Here is a 19,659-nt window from a genome sequence, read left to right on the forward strand (position 1 = left end):
GCGATTATTCTATTTTTAAAGATTTTTTGATAACACTTTGGCCGATGTAGTACCCCGTCATTACCGCCATGTGCCGGTTTCATCTGACAATGCATTGCTGCTTGTAGATGGTTGTTACATCGTTATTTCAACCACTCCATCAGCACGTTTCAACGCACTACGTGTCATTAGTGTTGAGATGGATGATGCGTGGTTAAACGATCAACAATGAACCGGAGATAACATGAAACAGAAAAAAATATTGATGTTAGTAGGTGACTTTGTCGAAGACTATGAAGTCATGGTCCCATTTCAAACTTTACTAGCGGTTGGACATCAGGTCCATGCTGTGTGCCCAGATAAGCGTGCGGGTGATTTTGTGATGACGGCTATCCATGATTTTGAAGGGCATCAAACCTATACAGAAAAACCAGGGCATCGGTTTGCGATTAACTTTGATTTTGCCAATGTCGATGAACAGTCCTATGACGCACTAGTGATTCCCGGAGGTCGCGCACCCGAATATTTGCGGCTTAATCCCCGTATTATCGCAATCACGAGGCACTTCGCAGAAACGAAGAAGCCGATCGCTGCCGTGTGTCATGGTGCACAAGTGTTAGCTGCCGCTAACGTGCTTGAGGGTGTGCGCTGTTCTGCCTATCCAGCGTGTCGATTTGAAGTGGAAGCGGCGGGAGGGATTTACGCTGATATCGCCGTTACGGATGCGGTGACTGACAACAATTTCGTCACCGCGCCAGCGTGGCCTGCGCATCCTGCATGGCTCGCGCAGTTCTTTGTATTGCTTCAATCTTAGGTCGTCAGGGCACCGACAGCGGGGCAGATCATCCAGCCTGTCTCGCTATTTCTTTTATTGGTGCATTTGAGATGGCTTTCGTCCTTCAATGACGATGTCAAAATAATCATCTCCATATCGGAATCTGTTTTTGAGTGTATGCAAATTGCTATGCAAAACGGTCACTCCCCGTATAATGGGTTGGAATCATTCCGACTAGATAACATTGATCGACGGAGACACGATGTGTGAGATTTTTGTAAAAGCAGATCCAAGCTTATATGAATCAAAAGCGCGTTCGCTAAGATTGCACGGCGTCGTCACTTCAATTCGCCTAGAAACCTTGTTTTGGAATACCCTGCAAGAGATCGCTCAGCGTGACGGGATGACGACCAATCAATTGGTCACGAAGTTATATGATGAGCTGAGCGTTCATCGCGGTCATATCGATAACTTCGCATCGTTTTTACGTGTTTGCTGCTTACGTTATACGTCCCTCATGCTGGAAGGGGCGATCCCCTCTGATCAACATGTATCGCTTGCGGGATTTTCCGTTTCACATTCCTCATCGCCCCCCTTACTTTCTTAGCGGACGCATGGCGCTTGATGCGCATAGGCCATGCGTCCGCTGTCTGCATTCATTGCGACAATCTGTTTTGCATTGTTTTATTGATAAATGGATGATCATGAAAACTGCTTTGCTTGTTATCGATGTGCAACGAGGTTTATTTGACGCGGAGCCACGTCCATATGATGCCGATGCTGTCGTTGCGCGCATCAATGCACTCAGTGAGCGAGCGCGATATGCGGGTGCTGCTGTTATTTTTGTGCAGCATGAAGAACTCGAGTCCGGTCTTGTCTTTGGCACGAAAGCCTGGCAGTTAGAGAAAAATCTCATGGTGGAAGAGGGGGATGTGATTTTGCGTAAGACAACACCCGATTCGTTCCAGCGAACAGAATTACTTGAATTATTGTTGGTGCGCGGAATTGAACAGCTTCTGGTTTGTGGCTATGCGAGCGAATTCTGTGTTGATACCACCACACGCCGTGCCGCAGCGCTCGGATTTCCGGTTATTCTCGTAGCTGACGCGCACACAACGCATGACAAGGCACACGCACCAGCGTCCACGATTGTTCAGCACCACAACGCGACGTTGTCCTCTATTCGTAGCTTTGGTCCTGTTATCCGCGCGGTTGTCAGTGAGCAGATTGTGTTTGATGTAACCGTATAAAGTCTGAACCGTGAGGGTTGTTTCATGGAAACAATATGCTGGTCTTTATGGTTTGTAGGCAGTTGTAGGTAGTGATAGGTTGTCGGTGTTTTTATTAAAAGTCGTTTGTAGTTGGTATAGAAAGGTGGTTGTTTCATGAGGTTCGCAATGAAGTAAATTTTTAAATATAAGATGGAGACAAGGATGGATCGACTAAAAGGACACGCTGCAAGCGTGCGCAATACCGTGAGTATCAGTGGTGGCAATGAAACAGAAGTGAGTACCATGCATATCGCTATTTTTCAGGTGGGCGATAAGCAAGTAACGCTGAAATCAAAAGAACCCGTGTTGATTAATGAAGGTAATGAAGTCGTTTTAGCTGGTACCGACAAGAGTGGCGTTTTTAATGCCCTGGCATACAAAAACTGCGTGACGGGCGCCGAAGGAAATGCAGGGTGGTTCGGACGCATGCTGTTTGGCTTATTTTTCCCGATTGTCAGCGTGGTTGTCTGGCGAACTTTTCCTGGTGCTTCATTCAGCCTTTTCCCCAAATTAATTGCGAGCGTCTTTTTCTGTGGCGGCATTTACATGCTGGCCAGTGGCGCTAATGTCTTCCGTGCGATGAATATCCTAAAAGAACCCGCGGTCTAGCACGCTTTTTCGCACCTCAAACAATAAAAAATCCGCACATGAAGCAACGTCATGTGCGGATTTTTTCTTTCGCGGTTGCCCGCTTTTACGCTTGATTAATCGTTGGCGACACGTTTTGCAATGTGGGCCAATGCTTCTTCGACCTGATCAATCAGAATCAAACACAAGTCGCCTTCACCTAAGCGGTCCATAGCGAGATCAATCGCAATAAACTCACCATTGATTTCGTCGATACGTGTCGTTTTACTTGCGCCTTTTAAGCCTTCACGGAGCAGGGCAACCACTTCACCATCCGCGCGACCACGCTGGCATTGATCTTGGTACAGAATCACGTCATCGAAGGACTCGCCGAGAATCTCCGTTTGTTGACGAATATCTTGATCACGTCGATCGCCTGCACCGCTAATAACGACCGAGCGACGTTTGGCTGGCATGGTTTCAACGGCTTTGACCAACGCCAGAATAGCATCTGGGTTATGGCCGTAGTCAGCAATCAGCGTTGCGCCGCGATAATTGAACACATTAAATCGACCCGGCGCGTTATCGGCTTCATTCGCAAAAGTTTTCAGGCCTGCGCGGATGTGTTCCCAACTGATGCCTGCTGCCCATGCCGCTGCAACCGATGCCATGACATTTTCTACTTGGAAGCCAATGGTTCCTTGGCGGGTAATTGGAATATCTGCCAAAGGAATGGTCTCACGCAATTTACCTTCCGCAGCGACGAGATTACCGTTATCGACATACACCGCACGTTTTCCTTGGGCGCGATGTGCGGCAATCACTGCCAGCTGTTTATCTGCAGCAAAGAAAATAACCGGCGAAGGACAATTGGCAGCCATGTTAGCCACGATAGGGTCTGCTGCATTCAATACGGCATAACCATTGTCGGCGACGTTTTGGACGATGACGCGCTTGAGGACGGCAAGATCTTCAACCGTCGTGATGTAGTTGAGCCCTAAATGGTCACCGGAGCCAATATTGGTAATGACCGCCACTTGGCAGCGATCATAAGCGAGGCCTTCGCGTAATACGCCACCCCGTGCTGTTTCAAACACAGCGGCATCGACGTCAGGATGAGACAAAACGTTGCGTGCGCTGCGTGGTCCGCTGCAATCGCCACTATCGATTTGGCGTCCTTCAACATACACGCCGTCAGTGTTGGTCATGCCGGTGCGCAAGCCACTCGCTGTCATCAAATGAGCGATTAAGCGAACAGTCGTTGTTTTACCGTTTGTACCCGTGACTGCGATGATAGGAATACGACCATCGTCGCCTTCATCGAACATGGCATCGATAATGGCTTCACCAACTGCGCGTCCTTTGCCAAAGGATGGCGAGAGGTGCATACGCAAGCCTGGCGCGGCGTTGACTTCGACGATACCGCCTTTTTGCGCTTCGATTGGTTTTAAGACGCTATCGCACACCAAATCGACACCGCAGATATCCAGGCCGACCATCTGTGCAGCCGCAATTGCGCGAGCAGCCACCTCAGGATGGACGTCATCGGTCACGTCCGTTGCCGCACCGCCAGTTGATAAGTTAGCGTTATTACGTAAAACAACGCGTTGACCTTTCGGTGGAATCGAGTCGGCTTCGAAGCCTTGTTTTGCAAGGCTAGCGAGGGCGATGTCATCGAAGCGGATTTTGGTGAGAGAAGTGGAGTGACCACTACCACGACGTGGATCCTTGTTGACCTGTTCAACCAATTCACGCACCGTTTGTTTGCCATCACCAACCACCTGCGGTGGATCGCGACGTGCGGCGGCGACCAATTTGTTGCCGATCACCAGCAAGCGGAAGTCGTTACCTGGGAGGAATCGTTCTACCAGAATATCATCACGGAATTCCGCTGCTGCATGATAGCCAGCAATGAGTTGCTCTTTTGTCGTGACGTTGACGGTAACGCCTTTGCCTTGATTGCCATCTTTAGGTTTGATGACGACTGGAAGGCCAACTTCCAAGGCTGCTTCCCATGCATCTTCAGGGCTGTGAACAGCGCGCCCCATCGGCACTGGTACGCCAGCGGCGTGCAAGAGTTTTTTCGTTAATTCTTTATCTTGCGCAATCGCTTCTGCAATGGCGCTTGTGCCATCCATTTCAGCCGCTTGAATCTTACGTTGACGCGATCCCCAGCCCAAGGCCACCAAACTACCGTCGGTCAATCGGCGGTAGGGAATATTACGTGCAATCGCTGCGTTGACAATGGAGCCAGTGGATGGTCCAAGGCGTACGTCTTCGTCTAATTCGCGTAATTGATCCAATGCCGCGTTGAGATCGAAGGTTTCATTTTTCAATGCCGCAGCGATGAGGTTTTCTGCTAGTTCGAGGGCGAGGCGTCCGACGGATTCTTCGGTGTACTCTACGACGACTTGAAAAATCCCTGGTTCTAAAGTCTGCGTTGTACGGCTGAAAGTGACGGGACAGCCAGCCTGCGCCTGAAGTCCGAGCGCTGTGAGCTCAAACACGTGCGCCATAGGAATCGCATCATTATGTCCGGTTGGTTGCAGTATGCTCAGTTCTGGGAATAGAGCACGCAGGCGGTCTTCAAAACCGACCAGCTTCTCAATTGAACATTCAGCCTCGTTGCAAGCAACGATGGCTTCTACCGCCGTATGGTGGCTCCAGAGATTGGGGCCGCGCAGGGCACGTATGCGTGATACTTCCATAAAACTTCGTCCTGTTGAAAGGGGCATAAATCAGGTGGCGTCCCCTCAATTGCAGTGATGCCACCAGGAAATGGATATTAAATAAGGTGCTACTCAATCACTCTATTCATCTTCATCGCAGAACGCTTGCGTTATTTCTTAGTCGCTGCGGCTTTCTGTTCTAGCGAGATGTCCTGCGATGAACTTGTTTAGGTGTCGGGATTACACGTCGATACTTTTTTTCTGGTTGGAGTCAAACGTTCTCAAGCCAGCTTCAATTAGCTCTGAATCAATCTCTAATGCCCATGCAGCTGCGACAGCGGCCAAAATAGTCTCTGGTTGTGACGCTTTCGCAGGTTTGAGCGAGGAGAGTGGCAGAAGTGCAGTTTCGGTTTCGCCTTCCGCGAGCACAATTTGTTGTTCTCTCAGGAACACGACGCGTTCACCTTTTTCTCGATGACTGACCAGTGCTGGCGCTTGTGCGTCCAGTGCGTAGAAAATCACTTTTCCATCGCACAATTCAGCCAGTTCAACGACTGCCGGATCTGCACCATTGAGTACCGCGACGCCTTCCGGCAACACCACGTCAACCTGCGTGCGCATCACTTTGTACATCTGGTCTGCGTCATGAATATGGAAGTCAGCCAGATCTTCGTAGCCATCTAGGTCAGTAACAACACCAACCAGACATTTATCGTAAGCAAGACCATCTTTCAGAATAGCGCGTGCATTTGTCTCGAAAACGGCAGCCTGGACATTACGGTTGATCAGGAGGCGCTGTCCGCTATCCCACGTCGCGCAGTCTCCTTCGCTGACGAGACGTTTATTCAGGTACAGGCCCTGACTACTAGCGACGCCGGTTTCTTTGTTGCTGATGTGGAGAAGTCCACCGATCAGACGAGAGATTAATCCGGTGTTACGCGAACCTGCAACACCAACAATTTGAATGCGACCAGATTCTTCTGGCGCAAAAAGGTGTTCCACAATCGCCTTGCCGACTTCACGGCCTTCGCCGTTGGCTGGCTTAATATGGGCCAACAGACCTGGGCTTGCATTGACTTCGATAATCGCACCACGCTGTTGAGAGAGCGGTTTGGAAATATCCTCCGCCACCAAATCCACGCCAGCGATATCGAGACCAACGACACGTGCCGCCAGTGTTGCAGCTGCAGCGACTTCGGGGTGAACGAGATCAGTCACGTCCATGGCAACGTTACCGTTTGGCTGGATCAACACTCGTTGTCCATCCACGGGGACAGAGAACGCGTCCATGCCTTGACGCTTCAGTTCGAGCAGAATTTCCGCACCGTACTCAGGGTCCAGTGCATTGAGGGGGGAGTCTTCACCCGTGCCGCGGCGAGGATCAATGTTGATCTGATCGTCGACCAGTTGTTTGATATTAGAGATGCCGTTACCAACGACCCACAAGGATTCTCCCTTAGCGGCCGCGACGACTTTTTTGCCTACGACGAGAATGCGATGCTCGTCACCTGCAATAAAGCGCTCAACGATCACGCTCTTGCTATCACCTTTGCGTGCCGCGAGGTGGTAAGCGGCTTCGACATCAGCTTGCGTCATCAGATTGAGGGAAACGCCGCGCCCATGGTTGCCGTCATAAGGTTTGACAACGACCGGGAGTCCGATATCTTGGGCTTCTTCCCACGCTTCTTCTGCGCTCCGAACGATACAGCCTTCAGGGACGGGAACGCCGCAGGCTTTCAGCAGCGTTTTCGTTAAATCTTTATCTGACGCGATCCCTTCAGCAATCGCGCTGGTGCGGTCAGTTTCGGCTGTCCAAATGCGACGTTGGGCTGCGCCGTAGCCTAACTGAACCAGATTTCCATCGGTTAAGCGGATAGAAGGAATCTTGCGACTTGTTGCTGCATCGACAATATTTGCGGTACTCGGTCCCAGACAACGGTCATCAACGAGTTCTTTTAATTCTGCGATGTTAGATTCAAGATCGAATGGCTCATCGTTGATCGCGGCCATCAGAAGATTGCGTCCAACCGCCAAAGCTGCACGGCCCACTTGTTCTTCCCGTGTGCGGAATGCCATTTTATACACGCCGACTTCCTTGGTTGAACGGGTCTGTCCAAAGCCAGTGCGCATACCTGCCAAGTTTTGCAGTTCGAGGACGACGTGTTCCAAGATATGTCCGGCCCACGTGCCTTCTTTTAGGCGCTCCAGAAAGCCACCGCGTTCACCCACGCCGCAACGATGCTCCATTAAGCCTGGCAACCAAGCGGTCAATCGTTCATAAAGACCAGGTAATTGGTCTGACGGAGTTTCTTCAAGGGCACCGATGTCCAGCCATGTTTCAATCACTGGGCGATAGGTCCAGATATTCGGTCCGCGTAAATGATTTACACGGAGAATGCTGATGTCTTTCTTCTTTGTCGTCATGTAAGTAATTTCTTTTAGGCCAGGTCGTTGTTACCGGGACTTATCATTTTAGAGTTTTTCTTCTCTTGTTCGGAATTTTCATTGTTATTTTAAAAATAAAAATGACAATGGAGATGAATTCCGATCTGGCGCCATTCGTTTAATCCGTACAAACCGACTGCATGGGGCTGTTCAGCTGATATACTTGCGCTTTAGCGCAATGTCAGTTGCGCCCCTTGATCAGTTTCGTCTGATTAATTTCTTTCGATAGAATACCGTAAATTGCCCCCTCCGTGATACGCCTTGAGCCTATAACGAGAGGCAAGTTATCTCTTTTTTTCAAAAAAATGTCCTGATTTGATACGGGACAAGCTCTACCGCCGGAGTTCGCAGCACGATGACCACACCACAAATCAGTTCTGAATCAACCATTGCGTCCCTTCCAGTAAGGTGGCGAAATGCGCTGTCGCAGCAGTTCGCCGAAGGCGAAAACGTTTTAAGTGCCTTTGAGGTTGACCTCGATCACAAACTTCGTTTCGTTAAGGGGCTCATTGTTGTTACTGACAAGGGGATCCTGTCGCAAGCCGCCGGAGAGTCTGAGTGGAAAAGATGGTCATATAGGCAAGGTTTGCAGCTCAGTCACCATGATCATGCTGGCGTAGGTTATTTGCAGTTGACTGATGAGCAAGGCTTGTTGGCGAAGTGGCGCTTTACGCTTGGCCAGAATTTATTGGCCATTCGTTTAATGGATCAATTTAACAAGCAACTCCAAAGCCATATCTCTGGATTGCCGGTCGTTGAAGTTGAACAAAATATTTGCCCGAGTTGCAAAGCGGTCTTGGAGCCGGATGAAGAAGAGTGTCCAGTGTGCACCAAGGTTATTCATACTCCGCCGTCAACCTGGACACTATTCCGCTTGTGGCGTTTCGCTCATCCTTACCGCGTGCAGCTATTTTTGGGCTTTACGTTGATGTTGCTGGGCACAGCGGCACATATGATTCCGCGCTATTTAACGAAGCCGTTGACGGATGAAGTGCTGATTCCTTATCAAAATCACAAAGACGTCGATCCTAAGCTCGTCGTTATTTATATCGGTGGTTTGCTCGGTTCCGCATTGGTCGCGTGGTTATTGAGTTGGGGTAAAACCTACATTCTCGCGCTCGTTTCAGAGAGAATTGGTGCGGATTTACGTACTGCAACCTACGAACACTTGTTGAAGTTATCGCTGGAATATTTCGGCGGTAAACGCACCGGTGATTTGATGTCGCGTATTGGTAGTGAAAGTGATCGTATTTGCGTCTACTTGTCGCTGCATTTGCTTGATTTTGCGACGGACGTGTTGATGTTTTTGATGACCGCCGCTTTCTTGCTTGAAATCAACACCAAGTTGGCTTTCGTCACCATTTTGCCTTTACCGTTTATTGCATGGATGATCCATTTAGTACGCGATAAATTACGGACTGGTTTTGAAAAAATTGACCGCGTCTGGGGCGAAGTGACGAACGTGTTGTCGGATACGATCCCAGGTATTCGGGTCGTCAAAGCATTTGCACAAGAGGCACGGGAGGCGAGTCGTTTCCGTGAAGCCAATAAGCATAACTTGGCAGTGAACGATAAGTTGAACAAGGTTTGGTCGTTGTTTTCACCAACCGTGTCATTTTTGACAGACATCGGTATTTTGGTTGTGTGGGCGTTCGGTATCTGGCAGGTCGCTCATGATGAAATTACGGTCGGTGCGCTTGTTGCCGCAGTTTCTTTCATTGGTAGCTTTTATGGCCGTATTGATTCCATGAGTCGCATCGTTTCAGTGACACAAAAGTCAGCGTCAGCAGCGAAACGTATTTTCGATATTCTCGACCATGTTTCAAGCGTGCCTGATCCACAAACGCCAGTAAAGATTAACGAAGTAAAAGGTCAAATTGAGCTGCGTGAAGTGGGCTTCCGTTATGGCAACCGCGCTGTTAATCGTGGTATTTCGCTTGATATTAAACCTGGTGAAATGATTGGCTTAGTGGGGCATAGCGGCTCGGGCAAAAGTACGCTGGTCAACCTGATTTGCCGTTTCTACGACGTTTCTGAAGGCGCGATTCTGCTCGACGGTGTGGATATTCGCTCATTTGCGGTGTCTGATTATCGCCGTAACATTGGTCTTGTCTTGCAAGAGCCATTCTTGTTCTTCGGAACCATCGCTGAGAACATCGCCTATGGTCGTCCTGATGCTACCCGTGACGAGATCATTGCTGCAGCGCGGGCTGCCCATGCCCATGAATTTATCTTGCGTCTGCCGCAGGGCTACGATTCCATGGTGGGCGAACGCGGTCAAGGCTTGTCTGGCGGAGAACGCCAGCGTATTTCCATCGCGCGTGCTTTGTTGATCGACCCACGTATTTTGATTATGGATGAGGCGACATCGTCGGTGGATTCTCAAACAGAAAAAGAAATTCAAAAGGCGTTGGATAATCTGGTCAAAGGCCGCACCACGATTGCGATTGCGCACCGTTTGTCCACTTTGCATAAGGCAGATCGCTTGGTTGTTCTTGATCGCGGACAAATCGTTGAAGTAGGCGGACACGACGAATTAATGGAGAAGCAGGGCGCTTACTATCAGTTGTACCAAGCACAAGCACGTAATGCAGCCTTAGTTGAGGAACAAGAATGAGTACCACCAAGTTTGAATTGCAACGCAACTCGTTTGGTAAATTGGTGTTGACCAATGATGCAAACGAGATTTTTGAAGACGTGATGCCTGTCAGAGCGTTTCCTATTCAATCACCCTTGGAGGGGATCTCCATGGTCCTCACCGATGGTCGTGAAGTCGCTTGGATCGATCGCTTGACTGATTTGTCGGACGGCACCCGCCAACTCGTTCTGGAAGAGTTGGAAGGGCGAGAATTTATGCCTGAAATTCAGCGCATTAACAACGTGAGTAGCTTCGCACTCCCTTGCACTTGGTTTGTCAGCACTGACCGCGGGGAAACAGAATTTGTACTTCGAGGCGATGAAGATATCCGCCGTATCGGGGCAACTTCATTGCTTGTGACTGATAACCACGGCATACAGTTTTTGATCCGCGATATATTCGACATCGACCGACATAGCCGCAAGATTTTGGACCGCTTTTTATAATTGAAGTAGTGAAGTGATGGATACTGGTGCGTCGCCAGTATCCTGATTGCATTTGAGGTTAAATAGTACTCGTACTAACACCAGCACTAGCATAAGCAACGATGTTGCCGGACTATTCTCTCATCGCATAGCCGTACAAGTTACAGCGTTTTTCCTCTCCCGACAGCATCAACATTACCTCGTCCTCGAAATCAAACCCCAGTTTCTTCAATAGCTTGTTTGAACTGGCATTCTCAGGGGACGTAATCGCCGCTAATTTATCGATCCCAAGTTGTGCGTGGGCATAATGGACGATCGCGATGGCAGCTTCTTCAGCGTAGCCCTGTCCCCAATAGCGGGGCAGGAAAGCGTAGCCAATATCGACATTCGGTAGCACCTCACGTTTAACCAGTCCACAAAGGCCGATCTGTACGCCGCTTTCTTTTAAAGTGACAACGTAAAAACTAAAGCCGTGGGTTGACTGTGATTTCAGTGGTCCATCGTTAATCCATGTCCTTGCCCGCTCTAGATCGGTAATACCCCGATCCCCGATATGCTTAATCCAGCTCGGATCATTGAGTAGCTCAAAGATGAATTCTGCATCATGGATGTTAACTAAACGCAACGTTAGTCTTGGCGTATTGGCGATGATCATCATAGTCGTCTTTTTTATCGTAATTGCCTTGAGAGCCATAGTTGGCGCACGTTTGCAAAAAAACGTCTGCGCCCACTGGTACCGTCATTCATTATAAAAGAGGATGAAGCTGGAAAAAAAATTAAAGTTAAGTTCTATTCGAGCGTAAGATAAAACGTCAAGACTAAGGCTCATTGACGGTCGCTTTCATTCTTTGTGGACCTCGCTTATACGTGGCTCGCATCGATGTTTTTAGCACGATAAAAAGGAGATGTGATGAAATCACTAAAAGGACGCCTGATTTTTGTAATCGCATTGCTGGTGACGGTTTGTACGGTCTTTTTGACAATCGGCAGTTACCTGCGTATGCGCTCACAGATTGTCAATGATCTCGATAGCGAGATTCGAAGCGTCGCCACGAGCTACAACACGGTGCTCAGCAACTGGATCCAGATCAATACCTCCTTGGTTGATAGTTTGTCTCAGGCGGTAGGGAATGGCAATGATCTCGAAGCCAGCCTCGTCATGATCCGAAAAGGTGGTAATTTCCTTAGCGTCTACCTCGGTCAGCCAGATAAAACCTTTACCAATAACCCACCAAGTCCTCCTCCTGCGGGCTACGATCCGACGATCAGACCGTGGTACAAAGCGGCGATGGAAGCGAAAAAGCCCATCGTCACTTCGGCTTACATGGGCGTTAATCCGCCGGGCTTAATGATTTCGTTTGCAGCGCCTGTCAAAGGTGGCGAAGCAGGCGTCGTTGCAGCTGATGTTTTCTTAACAAAAATTGTTGAGCAAATTCTGAATGTCAAACTGCCCGGCGATGGGTATGCCTTCCTCTTGGATAAATCGGGTCAGGTATTAGCGCATGCAGATCAAGCTAAAGTGCTCAAGCCAGCCAAAGAAATCGCGCCAGAGTTGGCGTTAGATAATTTATCAACCCTCGCAAAAAATACCGACCCCGTTGAAACAGTCATCGATGGCAAGAAAAGCTTTTTGTTCTTGCAGCAAGTGACTGGGTCCGATATGTTTCTCGCACTGGTCGTAGATAAAAATAAAGCCTTGGCGTCTTTGGATCAGTTGCTGTTGATGTCAGCGATCGTGATGGTGGTCTTGCTGCTCGTGATTGTTCCTACCTCGACGTGGTTAGTCGGTCATATGCTCTCCGGCTTGCAACGTGTTCGCGATGCGATGTCAGACATTGCTGCTGGTGGTGGCGATTTGAGCCGTCAGATTGATGTTGATGGTGAGGATGAAGTGGCACAGACAGCGCAAGCGTTTAATCGCTTCCTCGAACAGTTACGCGTCATGGTCGCCGACGTTCGCAAGGCAACAGACTCCATCACACTTGGTGCCAGCGAGATTGCTACCGGCAATATGGATTTGTCGGGACGTACCGAACAACAGGCATCGTCGCTGGAGCAAACGTCAGCAAGCATGGAAGAGCTTACCGATGCCGTCAAAAACAATGCTGAAAACGCCCGTGAGGCCAACAAAATGGCCTTAAATGCTTCCGACGTAGCAACGCAAGGCGGTGAAGTGGTGAATAAAGTAGTGACGACAATGCAGGGAATTTCTGATAGCTCGCGCAAAATCGTCGACATCATCAGCGTCATCGAAGGCATCGCTTTTCAGACCAATATTCTGGCGCTGAATGCCGCCGTTGAAGCAGCGCGTGCAGGCGAGCAGGGACGTGGGTTTGCCGTGGTGGCGAGTGAAGTCCGTACGCTTGCCCAACGTAGCGCGGCCGCGGCACAAGAGATCAAGAGCCTGATCGAAGACTCCGTGATGAAAGTCAATGAAGGTTCAGAGTTAGTTGATAAGGCAGGTGCGGCAATGACACGTATTGTTGCTGCTGTAGATCAGGTCGCTTCCATCATTAACGAAATCACTTCTGCTTCTGCCGAACAAAGCGATGGCATCCAACAAGTGAATGTCGCGTTGGCGCACATGGACGAAGCGACACAACAAAATGCGGCGCTCGTTGAACAAGCTGCCGCCGCGGCAGGATCGTTAGAAGAACAGGCCAACTTCCTGAAAACGGCTATGTCTGCTTTCCGTATGGAGCAAACACACTCTGCGCCGCGCATCGCTCCTGCCAGCAAAGCGACAACGCATCGCGCATCATCCGCGCCAGGACTTACTTACGACGAATAAGCCTAGCAGTGTGTAAGAATTAGTCGAGGGTAGCAGTCACCGGCGCATGATCCGATGGCTGCTCCCACTTACGTGGCACCTTGTCGATCGCACATGCCGTGCAGCGTTTTGTCAGCGGTGCAGAAAGCAGAATATGGTCAATCCGCACACCTTTGTTTAATCGAAAACCAAGCGCACGATAATCCCACCAACTAAACGATTTTTCTGCTTGCTCAAATAAACGGAAGCTATCCGTCAATCCCAAATCCAATAAGGCTTGCAACGCCGCACGCTCTTCTGGCGACACCAAATTCATTCCCACCCAAGCAGCTGGATCATGAACATCTCTATCCTCCGGCGCGATATTGTAATCACCCAAAATAGCAAGTTCTGGATAATGTTGCAGCTCTTCTTGAACCCAGTTTTTTAATGACGCAAGCCATTGCAGTTTGTATTGAAACTTATCGGAATCCGGCGCTTGTCCATTCGGTACGTAAGCACAAATAATCCGCATACCGTTAATCGTCGCCGCAATAATTCGCTGCTGCTCATCTTCAAATTGCGGATTATTTTTCTGCACATCCGCAATCGGATGCTTCGACAAAATCGCGACGCCGTTGTACGTTTTTTGACCTGTAAACACAACGTGATATCCCGCCGCCTCAATCTCTGCTTGCGGAAATTTATCATCGGTCAATTTCGTTTCTTGAATACACAACACATCCACCGGATTAGTCTCCAGCCATTGAAGTACTTGCGGTAAACGTACTTTTAACGAGTTGACGTTCCAGGTAGTTATTTTCATAAAAAATATAAGTTATTGATTTAATTGATTATTTATTTGAAATTTGTATTTTTATTTATTCTAGCTACAAATCTGGCTACAAATATTGAAATGGGAGTTTCGTTTTAGGCGTTGTTGCATTCTTCTATTATACGGCTTGTACGCATTTAACTTATTTTTGATCAGAAAAGAAAAAAAGACGCCAAAGCGTCTTTTATTCTTGGTCATCTTTCTTGAGTTTTTTGTATGCCTTCTTTAAATCTTTGTTCACAGGGTAGCCAAGTTTAAGAACTCTTCTTGCTAATAGTGCTCGATGATGGTGACTGCTGTTTGATTGGCCTAGTAATCCAAAGTAGCTATTTGCGGTAGCGAGTAGATCCTTATCCGGAATTTTTTCAATACGCGACAAGGCCTCAGAGACTGTTCTTTTTCGTGTGACTGTGTACCATGGCTTAATGACGTGACCGACGAAGTCAACGCCGCGGGAAACCGGCTGGAGTATCGTCTTGCTTGTGTTCAGCTTTGCGCCTAGGGTCATTGGCAGCCAGGAGCTAATTTCTGTTAATGCTGCGTTTAGCCATTCAGCGGAATCATGCAGCAAGATGAAGTCATCGACATAGCGAATGTAATGCTTCGCGCCGACCTTATGTTTGATGTGCTGATCTAGCGCATTTAAGTAAACGTTCGCAAAGAACTGGCTGGATAGATTGCCAATGGGCAGGCCAAGGTGTGAGGGTTGTTCGGTCAGGCGTTTGTGCTGAGGGACTTTCGCAAGTAACTCTTTTTCTCCTCGTATTTCGACATTGAGGCGTGGGTCATGCCAAAGGATTGTATGTATCAACTCTGACCAGAATGGTTCAGTAACTCGCTTTTCTAGTTGTTTTTGCAGAACATTTTTATCGATGCTAACGAAGAAGTTAGCCAGATCGCACTTTAAATAGTAGGTTGGCTTTGACCAGTTTTGGGAAGCGCTGCGTATTTTGGCAGTGAGCCGGTTGGCTGCATAAAGCGTTCCTCGTCCTGGTATGCATGCGCAACTATCCGCAATAAAACCAGCGTAAAAGCGAGGTGCGATTTTATTGTAAAGAAGATGATGTACGATGCGGTCTCGAAAATCTGCGGCCCACACTTCCCTGGCTTTTGGGCGCGTCACAACGAAGCAAATTGACTTACCTGGTGCATAACTGCCGTCTACAAGCTCCTCATGAAGTTTGATGAGATTTCGTTCAAGATTTTGTTCAAAAGCGAGGGCGCTTGGGGTATTCCGTTTATTTTTTCGACAGTCAAAATAGGCTTTCGTTAGTTCATAAAAAGAAGGTTCAACATGGCTCATTGGAGTTTCCATTTGATCTGCGGACTGCGCGAGCGCGGTACTCGTTCGACTTGTGGTTGTTGTTCTGGTTGCCGTTGTTGAAATTCTGCATCCAGGCATAGTCGGTGTTGTGGGCGTTCTGCGTTTATTCATGCTATCTACGTCGTTTGATTGAAGGCGTTAGCCGATCAATAAAATAACTGCGTCAGACTTGCCTGCATTCGCGGGTAGTTTCTGTTTTACGCGTGGCGGTGGGAGTTAATGAATCCCCAGCGGCATGACCAGATTAAATTAAAGTGCGCTGACCTTGCTGCCTTGGCATCGAGGCAACTGGCACTGGAGCTACTGCGGACTTACGCCATCCATTGGCTTGTTTTCCGATTGCATCAGTGAGGGAGATCGCCGTCGCATATTGCCCTGTTGAGATAAATCGCATGTCCTTAGACAGGCGAAATAAAATTTCCACAGCGTGAATTTGTTCAAGCAACTCTGTCAGATGAGAAGTTTTGTTGTCTGCTGCATTTGCGCGAGCAATCAAAAGAACGCTCTGCACACACAATTTGCGAATTTCCCCACCAATAGACGCTTTGAAATCCTTCGGCATATTTTTGGTGATATTAGTCGCTAACTTCAAAAGCTCGTAAGCTTCTTTGTAAATCGGTAATTGATTATGGATAGCCATGTTGAAAAAAAATGAGAACGGGCTTGCGCCCGTCATTAGTCAAATTATTAAATTACTCAATGATTAATAATCTGCGGACTGCGCGAGCGCGGTACTCGACCGACTTGTGGTAGCCGTACTGGTGGCCGTCGTCGAAATGCTGCATCCAGGCATAGTCGGTGTCGTGGGCGTGCTGCGTATTTGACCAATACCATGCGCGGTCGAAATGCTCATTACTGTTCGCAAACAAGAGTGCTTGTTCGTTACGCGTTGGCAAATCGCCGCCTGCGGATTGAGCCCAGGCGATTGCGTCTGACCAATTTAGTTTTTTCTCTGGTTTTGCTGGCAGCAATACCAGGTGATGATCGGGTTCGCCATCTTTGCCTAGAATCAAACCAACGTATATTTCACCGTCTTTCAGGTTCTCTGCTAAAAATTGTGCTTTGCTCATTGTTGTTCTCCAAAAAATCGAAACGGGCTGACGCCCGTCGTTTATCAAATTATTGAATTATTTAATGATTAATAATCTGCGGACTGCGCGAGCGCGGTACTCGTACGACTTGAGGTTGCTGTCCTGGCCGCCGTAGTAGAAAACCTGCATCCAGGCATAGTCGGTGTCGTGGGCGTCCTGCTCAGATGTCCAGTACCATTCGTCGGTATCAAAGCTATCTTGCGAGTTGATAAAAAGCAAACGTGCTTCGCGACGGTCGGGCAAAGACCAATCGTTAAAGTCGTTGATCTCTTTTTTTGCGGCTTCGATCGCTTTAGTCCAGTTAATATCGATCAATTCGAAATCAGATGGTGCGTGAATCAAGTGATAATCCGGTGCGCCGTTTTTGCCGCCGATGATGCCTGCATATATGCCGCCTTGCTCCGGCCAGAACGAGCCGATTGAAGGTGGGGTGAGGATAATTGGATTAAGAGTTTCAGCCATGATGATTTCCTTTGGTTAGGTTTGTGATACTTGGTTAGTTGCCGATTTTTAAATGGCGGTTGATGCTTTCTGAGGTGATGCCGCTTGCTCTGATACTGATTTTTACCAGTTCAAGTTTTTCTGCTTTTACAAGCCGATAAAGTGTTGCGCGTGAAATTCCCATTTGACGCATTGCATCGTTGATTCTGTAGATGATTGGTTGGGATTGGTTCATGCTGCACCTGCCGTTTCTACTTCAATTTCCGTCTTCTTCTTTTTCAAGGTCAAGAGTGGACGTTTGAACGGCGTGGTATCGACTGGCTTTTCAAAGTCTTTGCGTACCTGCTCTATATCAATACCGAGACTTTGCGCCGCCAATGAAAGATCTTTGTAGCCGGTGTCGTAATCAGGATCGTCTATAAGCCATTTGTTCGTTTCAATCTCATTGCCGATGACGGTATCGAGAATAAATGAAAGTGCCTTTTCTTTATTTTGGTCAAGGTATGCTGAGGCTTCATCTTCTGAATCTGGCATACCTTCATAATATTCAGCCAGCTCTACACATGGCATGGAATATTGGTTAATAAGGATTTTCGCCAAAGCGACTAGCAATAAGTTAGCCGGCGAGTTCAGTTCGAAAGTTGCTTTTTCACGGACGAGACGATATAAGTGATAGCGAAATTTATTTTCTTTTTCTGCGCGTAGTTCTAGCGCTCGATCTTGTTCCTGCTTCAATAAATACGCATCACTTGGAGGTTGACGATTTCCTTCATGCTCCAATGCAGCTTCTTCTTCCTCAGTGAATGCGTGACCAGTTTTTTCTAAAAGTGCCTGAACTGTTTCTCTTTTGAATAGCTCAATCACTTTTCCGTCTTGTAAGACTAAGACTCGAACAGGGGTTGGCATATCGCTTTGACTGATCATGTCGGCTGCACGTTTATTTCTTGCTGAATCTTTGATGCGATCAAATGACCAACCATTATTTTCTAGTGTCACCTCACCATTTTCGCGTGCGTATTCGCGTGCATATTTTGCGGCATCGTTACCTTCTATAACAGGGATTCCTTTTTTGTTCGCTGAGTCAATTTTCCGATAATTTAATGCCGCGCCTTTTTGGTTGAAGCAGTCAGGAACTGTACAGATATTTGCTGAGATATCGGTAAAAATTTCTGGTTGGTTGCCGGTGCGTTTTGGACATTTAATGCAGCTGCCAGCGCTGGCCAAAAGCTTGGCATCTTTAATATCGAACGTTGCTTTGGCGAGATCGAGCATGTAGCGACTTTGGAGAATATTTTTCGTCTCGCGGAATGATGGGATATCGCCGTTCCAGTTTGGCTTAGTAATCTCTGCCATTGCTTTAATTTGCAATTCCGGCACTGGAATGCGTGCGACAAGGAGAGCGGTAGATGCAGAGAATTTACGGTCGAGAAAATCCTTGTGCAGTGGCTCTGCTAATGCACAGAGTTTTAATCGTGCATAGATATAGCTGCGGGACTTCTTCAATTCTTCTGCAAGCTGGTCGGCGTTGTAACCGTGGCTGAGCATTAATGCCTGGTAGCCGAGTGCTTCTTCAAGTTCATGCGGATCTTCGCGTTGCAAGTTTTCAAGGATCTGAATTTTTGCAGCTTGCAGATCAGTCAGATTTCGAACCATAGCGGGGATCGTTTCGACGCCTGCGATGATTGATGCGCGGAATCTACGTTCGCCAGCAACGATCTCATAGATTTCTGGTTCATCTGCTGTAGGTGTAACAGGGCGAATAAGAATGGGTTGTGCAACACCCATATCTTTAATGCTTTCTGCCAGCTCAGACAGTTTTTCTTGATTGAAGTGCTTGCGATTCGTTTTTGATATACGAATGTCGCTGATTGCGATCTGTTCAAATCGCCCTTGGTCTATCATTGTTACGTCAGCGCGTGCTATTGCAGTGTTTTTGGTCTTGGCCATGATTGCCGTCCTTGTTTAAGTCAGTGTCGTTAATTGAAGCGACCAGGAAAGAAATTGTATTTTTCGGACGTCTTCAAAACATCCAGTGGCACGTTGTAAGTGTGTGCATCGAGCTCATTGTCAATCTCGATTAGTGCCGTTTCTCGACCATTGGTGAGATCACGACGAATGGCTGTAACGAAGCCGGTTTTTGGGCCATATTCGGTGTCGAACTCTACGTACATACCTGGGACGATTTTTTGCGTAGTTGAACCGATTTGCGGTTGCTTATTCACCGCTCGGGCAGCTGGCATAGTCATGTGAATCATTGTTTTCCTTAGTCTTTATCGTTGGATTGAATTTTTTTCGAGTCAAAGCCGCGGTGTTTCATCAAAGCTTTGGCTCGTGTTTCGATTAATTTTTTGTAGGTTGGATTGCGCATCGCATCGTCAAACGACTTATTCATCTTCAACCGGCTGTAGGCGATTTCGAGAGTGAGACGGTCAGGTTCGATGCTTTGCATA

At 48.1% G+C, this 19,659-nt stretch carries 19 protein-coding genes; 7 read left to right on the top strand and 12 right to left on the bottom strand.

Annotation, left to right across the window (positions count from 1 at the left end; translation table 11 throughout):
• The first annotated feature begins 223 nt into the window (after nucleotides 1-223).
• From ACO0K2_RS04150 to ACO0K2_RS04165, 4 genes are all read left to right on the top strand, one after another.
• A complete protein-coding gene (locus ACO0K2_RS04150) occupies nucleotides 224-793 on the top strand; it encodes a DJ-1/PfpI family protein (RefSeq protein ID WP_423015977.1) in 570 nt (189 codons plus the stop codon).
• 223 nt (nucleotides 794-1,016) lie between these two features.
• Nucleotides 1,017-1,361, top strand: a complete 345-nt coding sequence (locus tag ACO0K2_RS04155) for a ribbon-helix-helix domain-containing protein (protein ID WP_423015979.1) — start codon at nucleotides 1,017-1,019, stop codon at nucleotides 1,359-1,361.
• A 97-nt stretch (nucleotides 1,362-1,458) separates the two neighbouring features.
• Nucleotides 1,459-2,004, top strand: a complete 546-nt coding sequence (locus ACO0K2_RS04160) for a cysteine hydrolase family protein (RefSeq protein ID WP_423015981.1) — start codon at nucleotides 1,459-1,461, stop codon at nucleotides 2,002-2,004.
• A 183-nt stretch (nucleotides 2,005-2,187) separates the two neighbouring features.
• Nucleotides 2,188-2,634 carry a hypothetical protein gene (locus tag ACO0K2_RS04165; RefSeq protein ID WP_423015983.1) on the top strand — a complete coding sequence of 149 codons (447 nt, stop codon included), beginning with the start codon at nucleotides 2,188-2,190 and terminating at the stop codon, nucleotides 2,632-2,634.
• Between the two features lie 95 nt (nucleotides 2,635-2,729).
• Here ACO0K2_RS04165 and cphA (ACO0K2_RS04170) read toward each other — a convergent pair whose 3' ends face one another.
• Together cphA (ACO0K2_RS04170) and cphA (ACO0K2_RS04175) are read right to left on the bottom strand one after the other, a co-directional pair.
• Nucleotides 2,730-5,300 carry a cyanophycin synthetase gene (gene cphA, locus ACO0K2_RS04170; RefSeq protein ID WP_423015985.1) on the bottom strand — a complete coding sequence of 857 codons (2,571 nt, stop codon included), beginning with the start codon at nucleotides 5,298-5,300 and terminating at the stop codon, nucleotides 2,730-2,732.
• Nucleotides 5,301-5,501: 201 nt separating this feature from the next.
• A complete protein-coding gene (cphA, locus tag ACO0K2_RS04175; protein ID WP_423015987.1) occupies nucleotides 5,502-7,685 on the bottom strand; it encodes a cyanophycin synthetase in 2,184 nt (727 codons plus the stop codon).
• Nucleotides 7,686-8,061: 376 nt separating this feature from the next.
• On the opposite strand from cphA (ACO0K2_RS04175), the gene ACO0K2_RS04180 reads away from it, so the two are divergent.
• Together ACO0K2_RS04180 and ACO0K2_RS04185 are read left to right on the top strand one after the other, a co-directional pair.
• Entirely contained in the window at nucleotides 8,062-10,323 is a 2,262-nt protein-coding gene (locus ACO0K2_RS04180) for an ABC transporter transmembrane domain-containing protein (protein ID WP_423015989.1), read from the top strand.
• Nucleotides 10,320-10,790 (top strand): DUF1854 domain-containing protein, encoded by a 471-nt coding sequence (locus ACO0K2_RS04185; RefSeq protein WP_423015991.1) that lies wholly within the window; start codon nucleotides 10,320-10,322, stop codon nucleotides 10,788-10,790. Before ACO0K2_RS04180 ends, ACO0K2_RS04185 begins: the two co-directional genes overlap by 4 nt.
• Nucleotides 10,791-10,902: 112 nt before the next feature.
• Here the strand turns inward: ACO0K2_RS04185 and ACO0K2_RS04190 are convergent, their stop codons facing one another.
• A complete protein-coding gene (locus tag ACO0K2_RS04190; protein ID WP_423015993.1) occupies nucleotides 10,903-11,427 on the bottom strand; it encodes a GNAT family N-acetyltransferase in 525 nt (174 codons plus the stop codon).
• Nucleotides 11,428-11,679: 252 nt separating this feature from the next.
• Between ACO0K2_RS04190 and ACO0K2_RS04195 the strand changes: the two genes are divergently transcribed.
• Nucleotides 11,680-13,560: a methyl-accepting chemotaxis protein gene (locus ACO0K2_RS04195; protein WP_423015995.1), complete on the top strand. Its 1,881-nt coding sequence runs from the start codon at nucleotides 11,680-11,682 to the stop codon at nucleotides 13,558-13,560.
• Nucleotides 13,561-13,579: 19 nt separating this feature from the next.
• Here ACO0K2_RS04195 and xth read toward each other — a convergent pair whose 3' ends face one another.
• The 9 genes from xth to ACO0K2_RS04240 all read right to left on the bottom strand — a co-directional run bounded on the left by xth (nucleotide 13,580) and on the right by ACO0K2_RS04240 (nucleotide 19,658).
• On the bottom strand, nucleotides 13,580-14,344 hold the full coding sequence (gene xth / locus ACO0K2_RS04200; RefSeq protein WP_423015997.1) for an exodeoxyribonuclease III: 765 nt from the start codon (nucleotides 14,342-14,344) through the stop codon (nucleotides 13,580-13,582).
• A gap of 193 nt (nucleotides 14,345-14,537) precedes the next feature.
• Nucleotides 14,538-15,656 (bottom strand): RNA-directed DNA polymerase, encoded by a 1,119-nt coding sequence (locus tag ACO0K2_RS04205; RefSeq protein WP_423015999.1) that lies wholly within the window; start codon nucleotides 15,654-15,656, stop codon nucleotides 14,538-14,540.
• Nucleotides 15,657-15,921: 265 nt separating this feature from the next.
• On the bottom strand, nucleotides 15,922-16,317 hold the full coding sequence (locus ACO0K2_RS04210) for a four helix bundle protein (protein ID WP_423016001.1): 396 nt from the start codon (nucleotides 16,315-16,317) through the stop codon (nucleotides 15,922-15,924).
• Nucleotides 16,318-16,369: 52 nt separating this feature from the next.
• Nucleotides 16,370-16,747, bottom strand: a complete 378-nt coding sequence (locus ACO0K2_RS04215) for a DUF1566 domain-containing protein (RefSeq protein WP_423016003.1) — start codon at nucleotides 16,745-16,747, stop codon at nucleotides 16,370-16,372.
• Nucleotides 16,748-16,804: 57 nt separating this feature from the next.
• Nucleotides 16,805-17,230: a DUF1566 domain-containing protein gene (locus ACO0K2_RS04220; protein WP_423016005.1), complete on the bottom strand. Its 426-nt coding sequence runs from the start codon at nucleotides 17,228-17,230 to the stop codon at nucleotides 16,805-16,807.
• A gap of 34 nt (nucleotides 17,231-17,264) precedes the next feature.
• Complete coding sequence (locus ACO0K2_RS04225) at nucleotides 17,265-17,444, bottom strand: helix-turn-helix transcriptional regulator (protein ID WP_423016007.1); 180 nt, start codon at nucleotides 17,442-17,444, stop codon at nucleotides 17,265-17,267.
• Nucleotides 17,441-19,156 (bottom strand): ParB/RepB/Spo0J family partition protein, encoded by a 1,716-nt coding sequence (locus tag ACO0K2_RS04230; RefSeq protein WP_423016009.1) that lies wholly within the window; start codon nucleotides 19,154-19,156, stop codon nucleotides 17,441-17,443. Before ACO0K2_RS04230 ends, ACO0K2_RS04225 begins: the two co-directional genes overlap by 4 nt.
• A gap of 29 nt (nucleotides 19,157-19,185) precedes the next feature.
• A complete protein-coding gene (locus ACO0K2_RS04235; protein ID WP_423016011.1) occupies nucleotides 19,186-19,464 on the bottom strand; it encodes a hypothetical protein in 279 nt (92 codons plus the stop codon).
• Between the two features lie 8 nt (nucleotides 19,465-19,472).
• Nucleotides 19,473-19,658, bottom strand: coding sequence for a hypothetical protein (locus ACO0K2_RS04240; protein WP_423016013.1), 186 nt, complete (start codon nucleotides 19,656-19,658; stop codon nucleotides 19,473-19,475).
• Nucleotide 19,659: the final 1 nt, after the last annotated feature.

The organism is Undibacterium sp. MH2W (assembly GCF_049340215.1).
GTDB lineage: Bacteria > Pseudomonadota > Gammaproteobacteria > Burkholderiales > Burkholderiaceae_D > Undibacterium.

Bases quoted from the DNA above. Each gene is read 5' to 3' on its own strand.
- ACO0K2_RS04150 (WP_423015977.1), top strand. From the start codon at position 224: ATGAAACAGAAAAAAATATTGATGTTAGTAGGTGACTTTGTCGAAGAC.
- ACO0K2_RS04155 (WP_423015979.1), top strand. From the start codon at position 1,017: ATGTGTGAGATTTTTGTAAAAGCAGATCCAAGCTTATATGAATCAAAA.
- ACO0K2_RS04160 (WP_423015981.1), top strand. From the start codon at position 1,459: ATGAAAACTGCTTTGCTTGTTATCGATGTGCAACGAGGTTTATTTGAC.
- ACO0K2_RS04165 (WP_423015983.1), top strand. From the start codon at position 2,188: ATGGATCGACTAAAAGGACACGCTGCAAGCGTGCGCAATACCGTGAGT.
- cphA (WP_423015985.1), bottom strand. From the start codon at position 5,300: ATGGAAGTATCACGCATACGTGCCCTGCGCGGCCCCAATCTCTGGAGC.
- cphA (WP_423015987.1), bottom strand. From the start codon at position 7,685: ATGACGACAAAGAAGAAAGACATCAGCATTCTCCGTGTAAATCATTTA.
- ACO0K2_RS04180 (WP_423015989.1), top strand. From the start codon at position 8,062: ATGACCACACCACAAATCAGTTCTGAATCAACCATTGCGTCCCTTCCA.
- ACO0K2_RS04185 (WP_423015991.1), top strand. From the start codon at position 10,320: ATGAGTACCACCAAGTTTGAATTGCAACGCAACTCGTTTGGTAAATTG.
- ACO0K2_RS04190 (WP_423015993.1), bottom strand. From the start codon at position 11,427: ATGATGATCATCGCCAATACGCCAAGACTAACGTTGCGTTTAGTTAAC.
- ACO0K2_RS04195 (WP_423015995.1), top strand. From the start codon at position 11,680: ATGAAATCACTAAAAGGACGCCTGATTTTTGTAATCGCATTGCTGGTG.
- xth (WP_423015997.1), bottom strand. From the start codon at position 14,344: ATGAAAATAACTACCTGGAACGTCAACTCGTTAAAAGTACGTTTACCG.
- ACO0K2_RS04205 (WP_423015999.1), bottom strand. From the start codon at position 15,656: ATGAGCCATGTTGAACCTTCTTTTTATGAACTAACGAAAGCCTATTTT.
- ACO0K2_RS04210 (WP_423016001.1), bottom strand. From the start codon at position 16,317: ATGGCTATCCATAATCAATTACCGATTTACAAAGAAGCTTACGAGCTT.
- ACO0K2_RS04215 (WP_423016003.1), bottom strand. From the start codon at position 16,747: ATGAGCAAAGCACAATTTTTAGCAGAGAACCTGAAAGACGGTGAAATA.
- ACO0K2_RS04220 (WP_423016005.1), bottom strand. From the start codon at position 17,230: ATGGCTGAAACTCTTAATCCAATTATCCTCACCCCACCTTCAATCGGC.
- ACO0K2_RS04225 (WP_423016007.1), bottom strand. From the start codon at position 17,444: ATGAACCAATCCCAACCAATCATCTACAGAATCAACGATGCAATGCGT.
- ACO0K2_RS04230 (WP_423016009.1), bottom strand. From the start codon at position 19,156: ATGGCCAAGACCAAAAACACTGCAATAGCACGCGCTGACGTAACAATG.
- ACO0K2_RS04235 (WP_423016011.1), bottom strand. From the start codon at position 19,464: ATGATTCACATGACTATGCCAGCTGCCCGAGCGGTGAATAAGCAACCG.
- ACO0K2_RS04240 (WP_423016013.1), bottom strand. From the start codon at position 19,658: ATGCAAAGCATCGAACCTGACCGTCTCACTCTCGAAATCGCCTACAGC.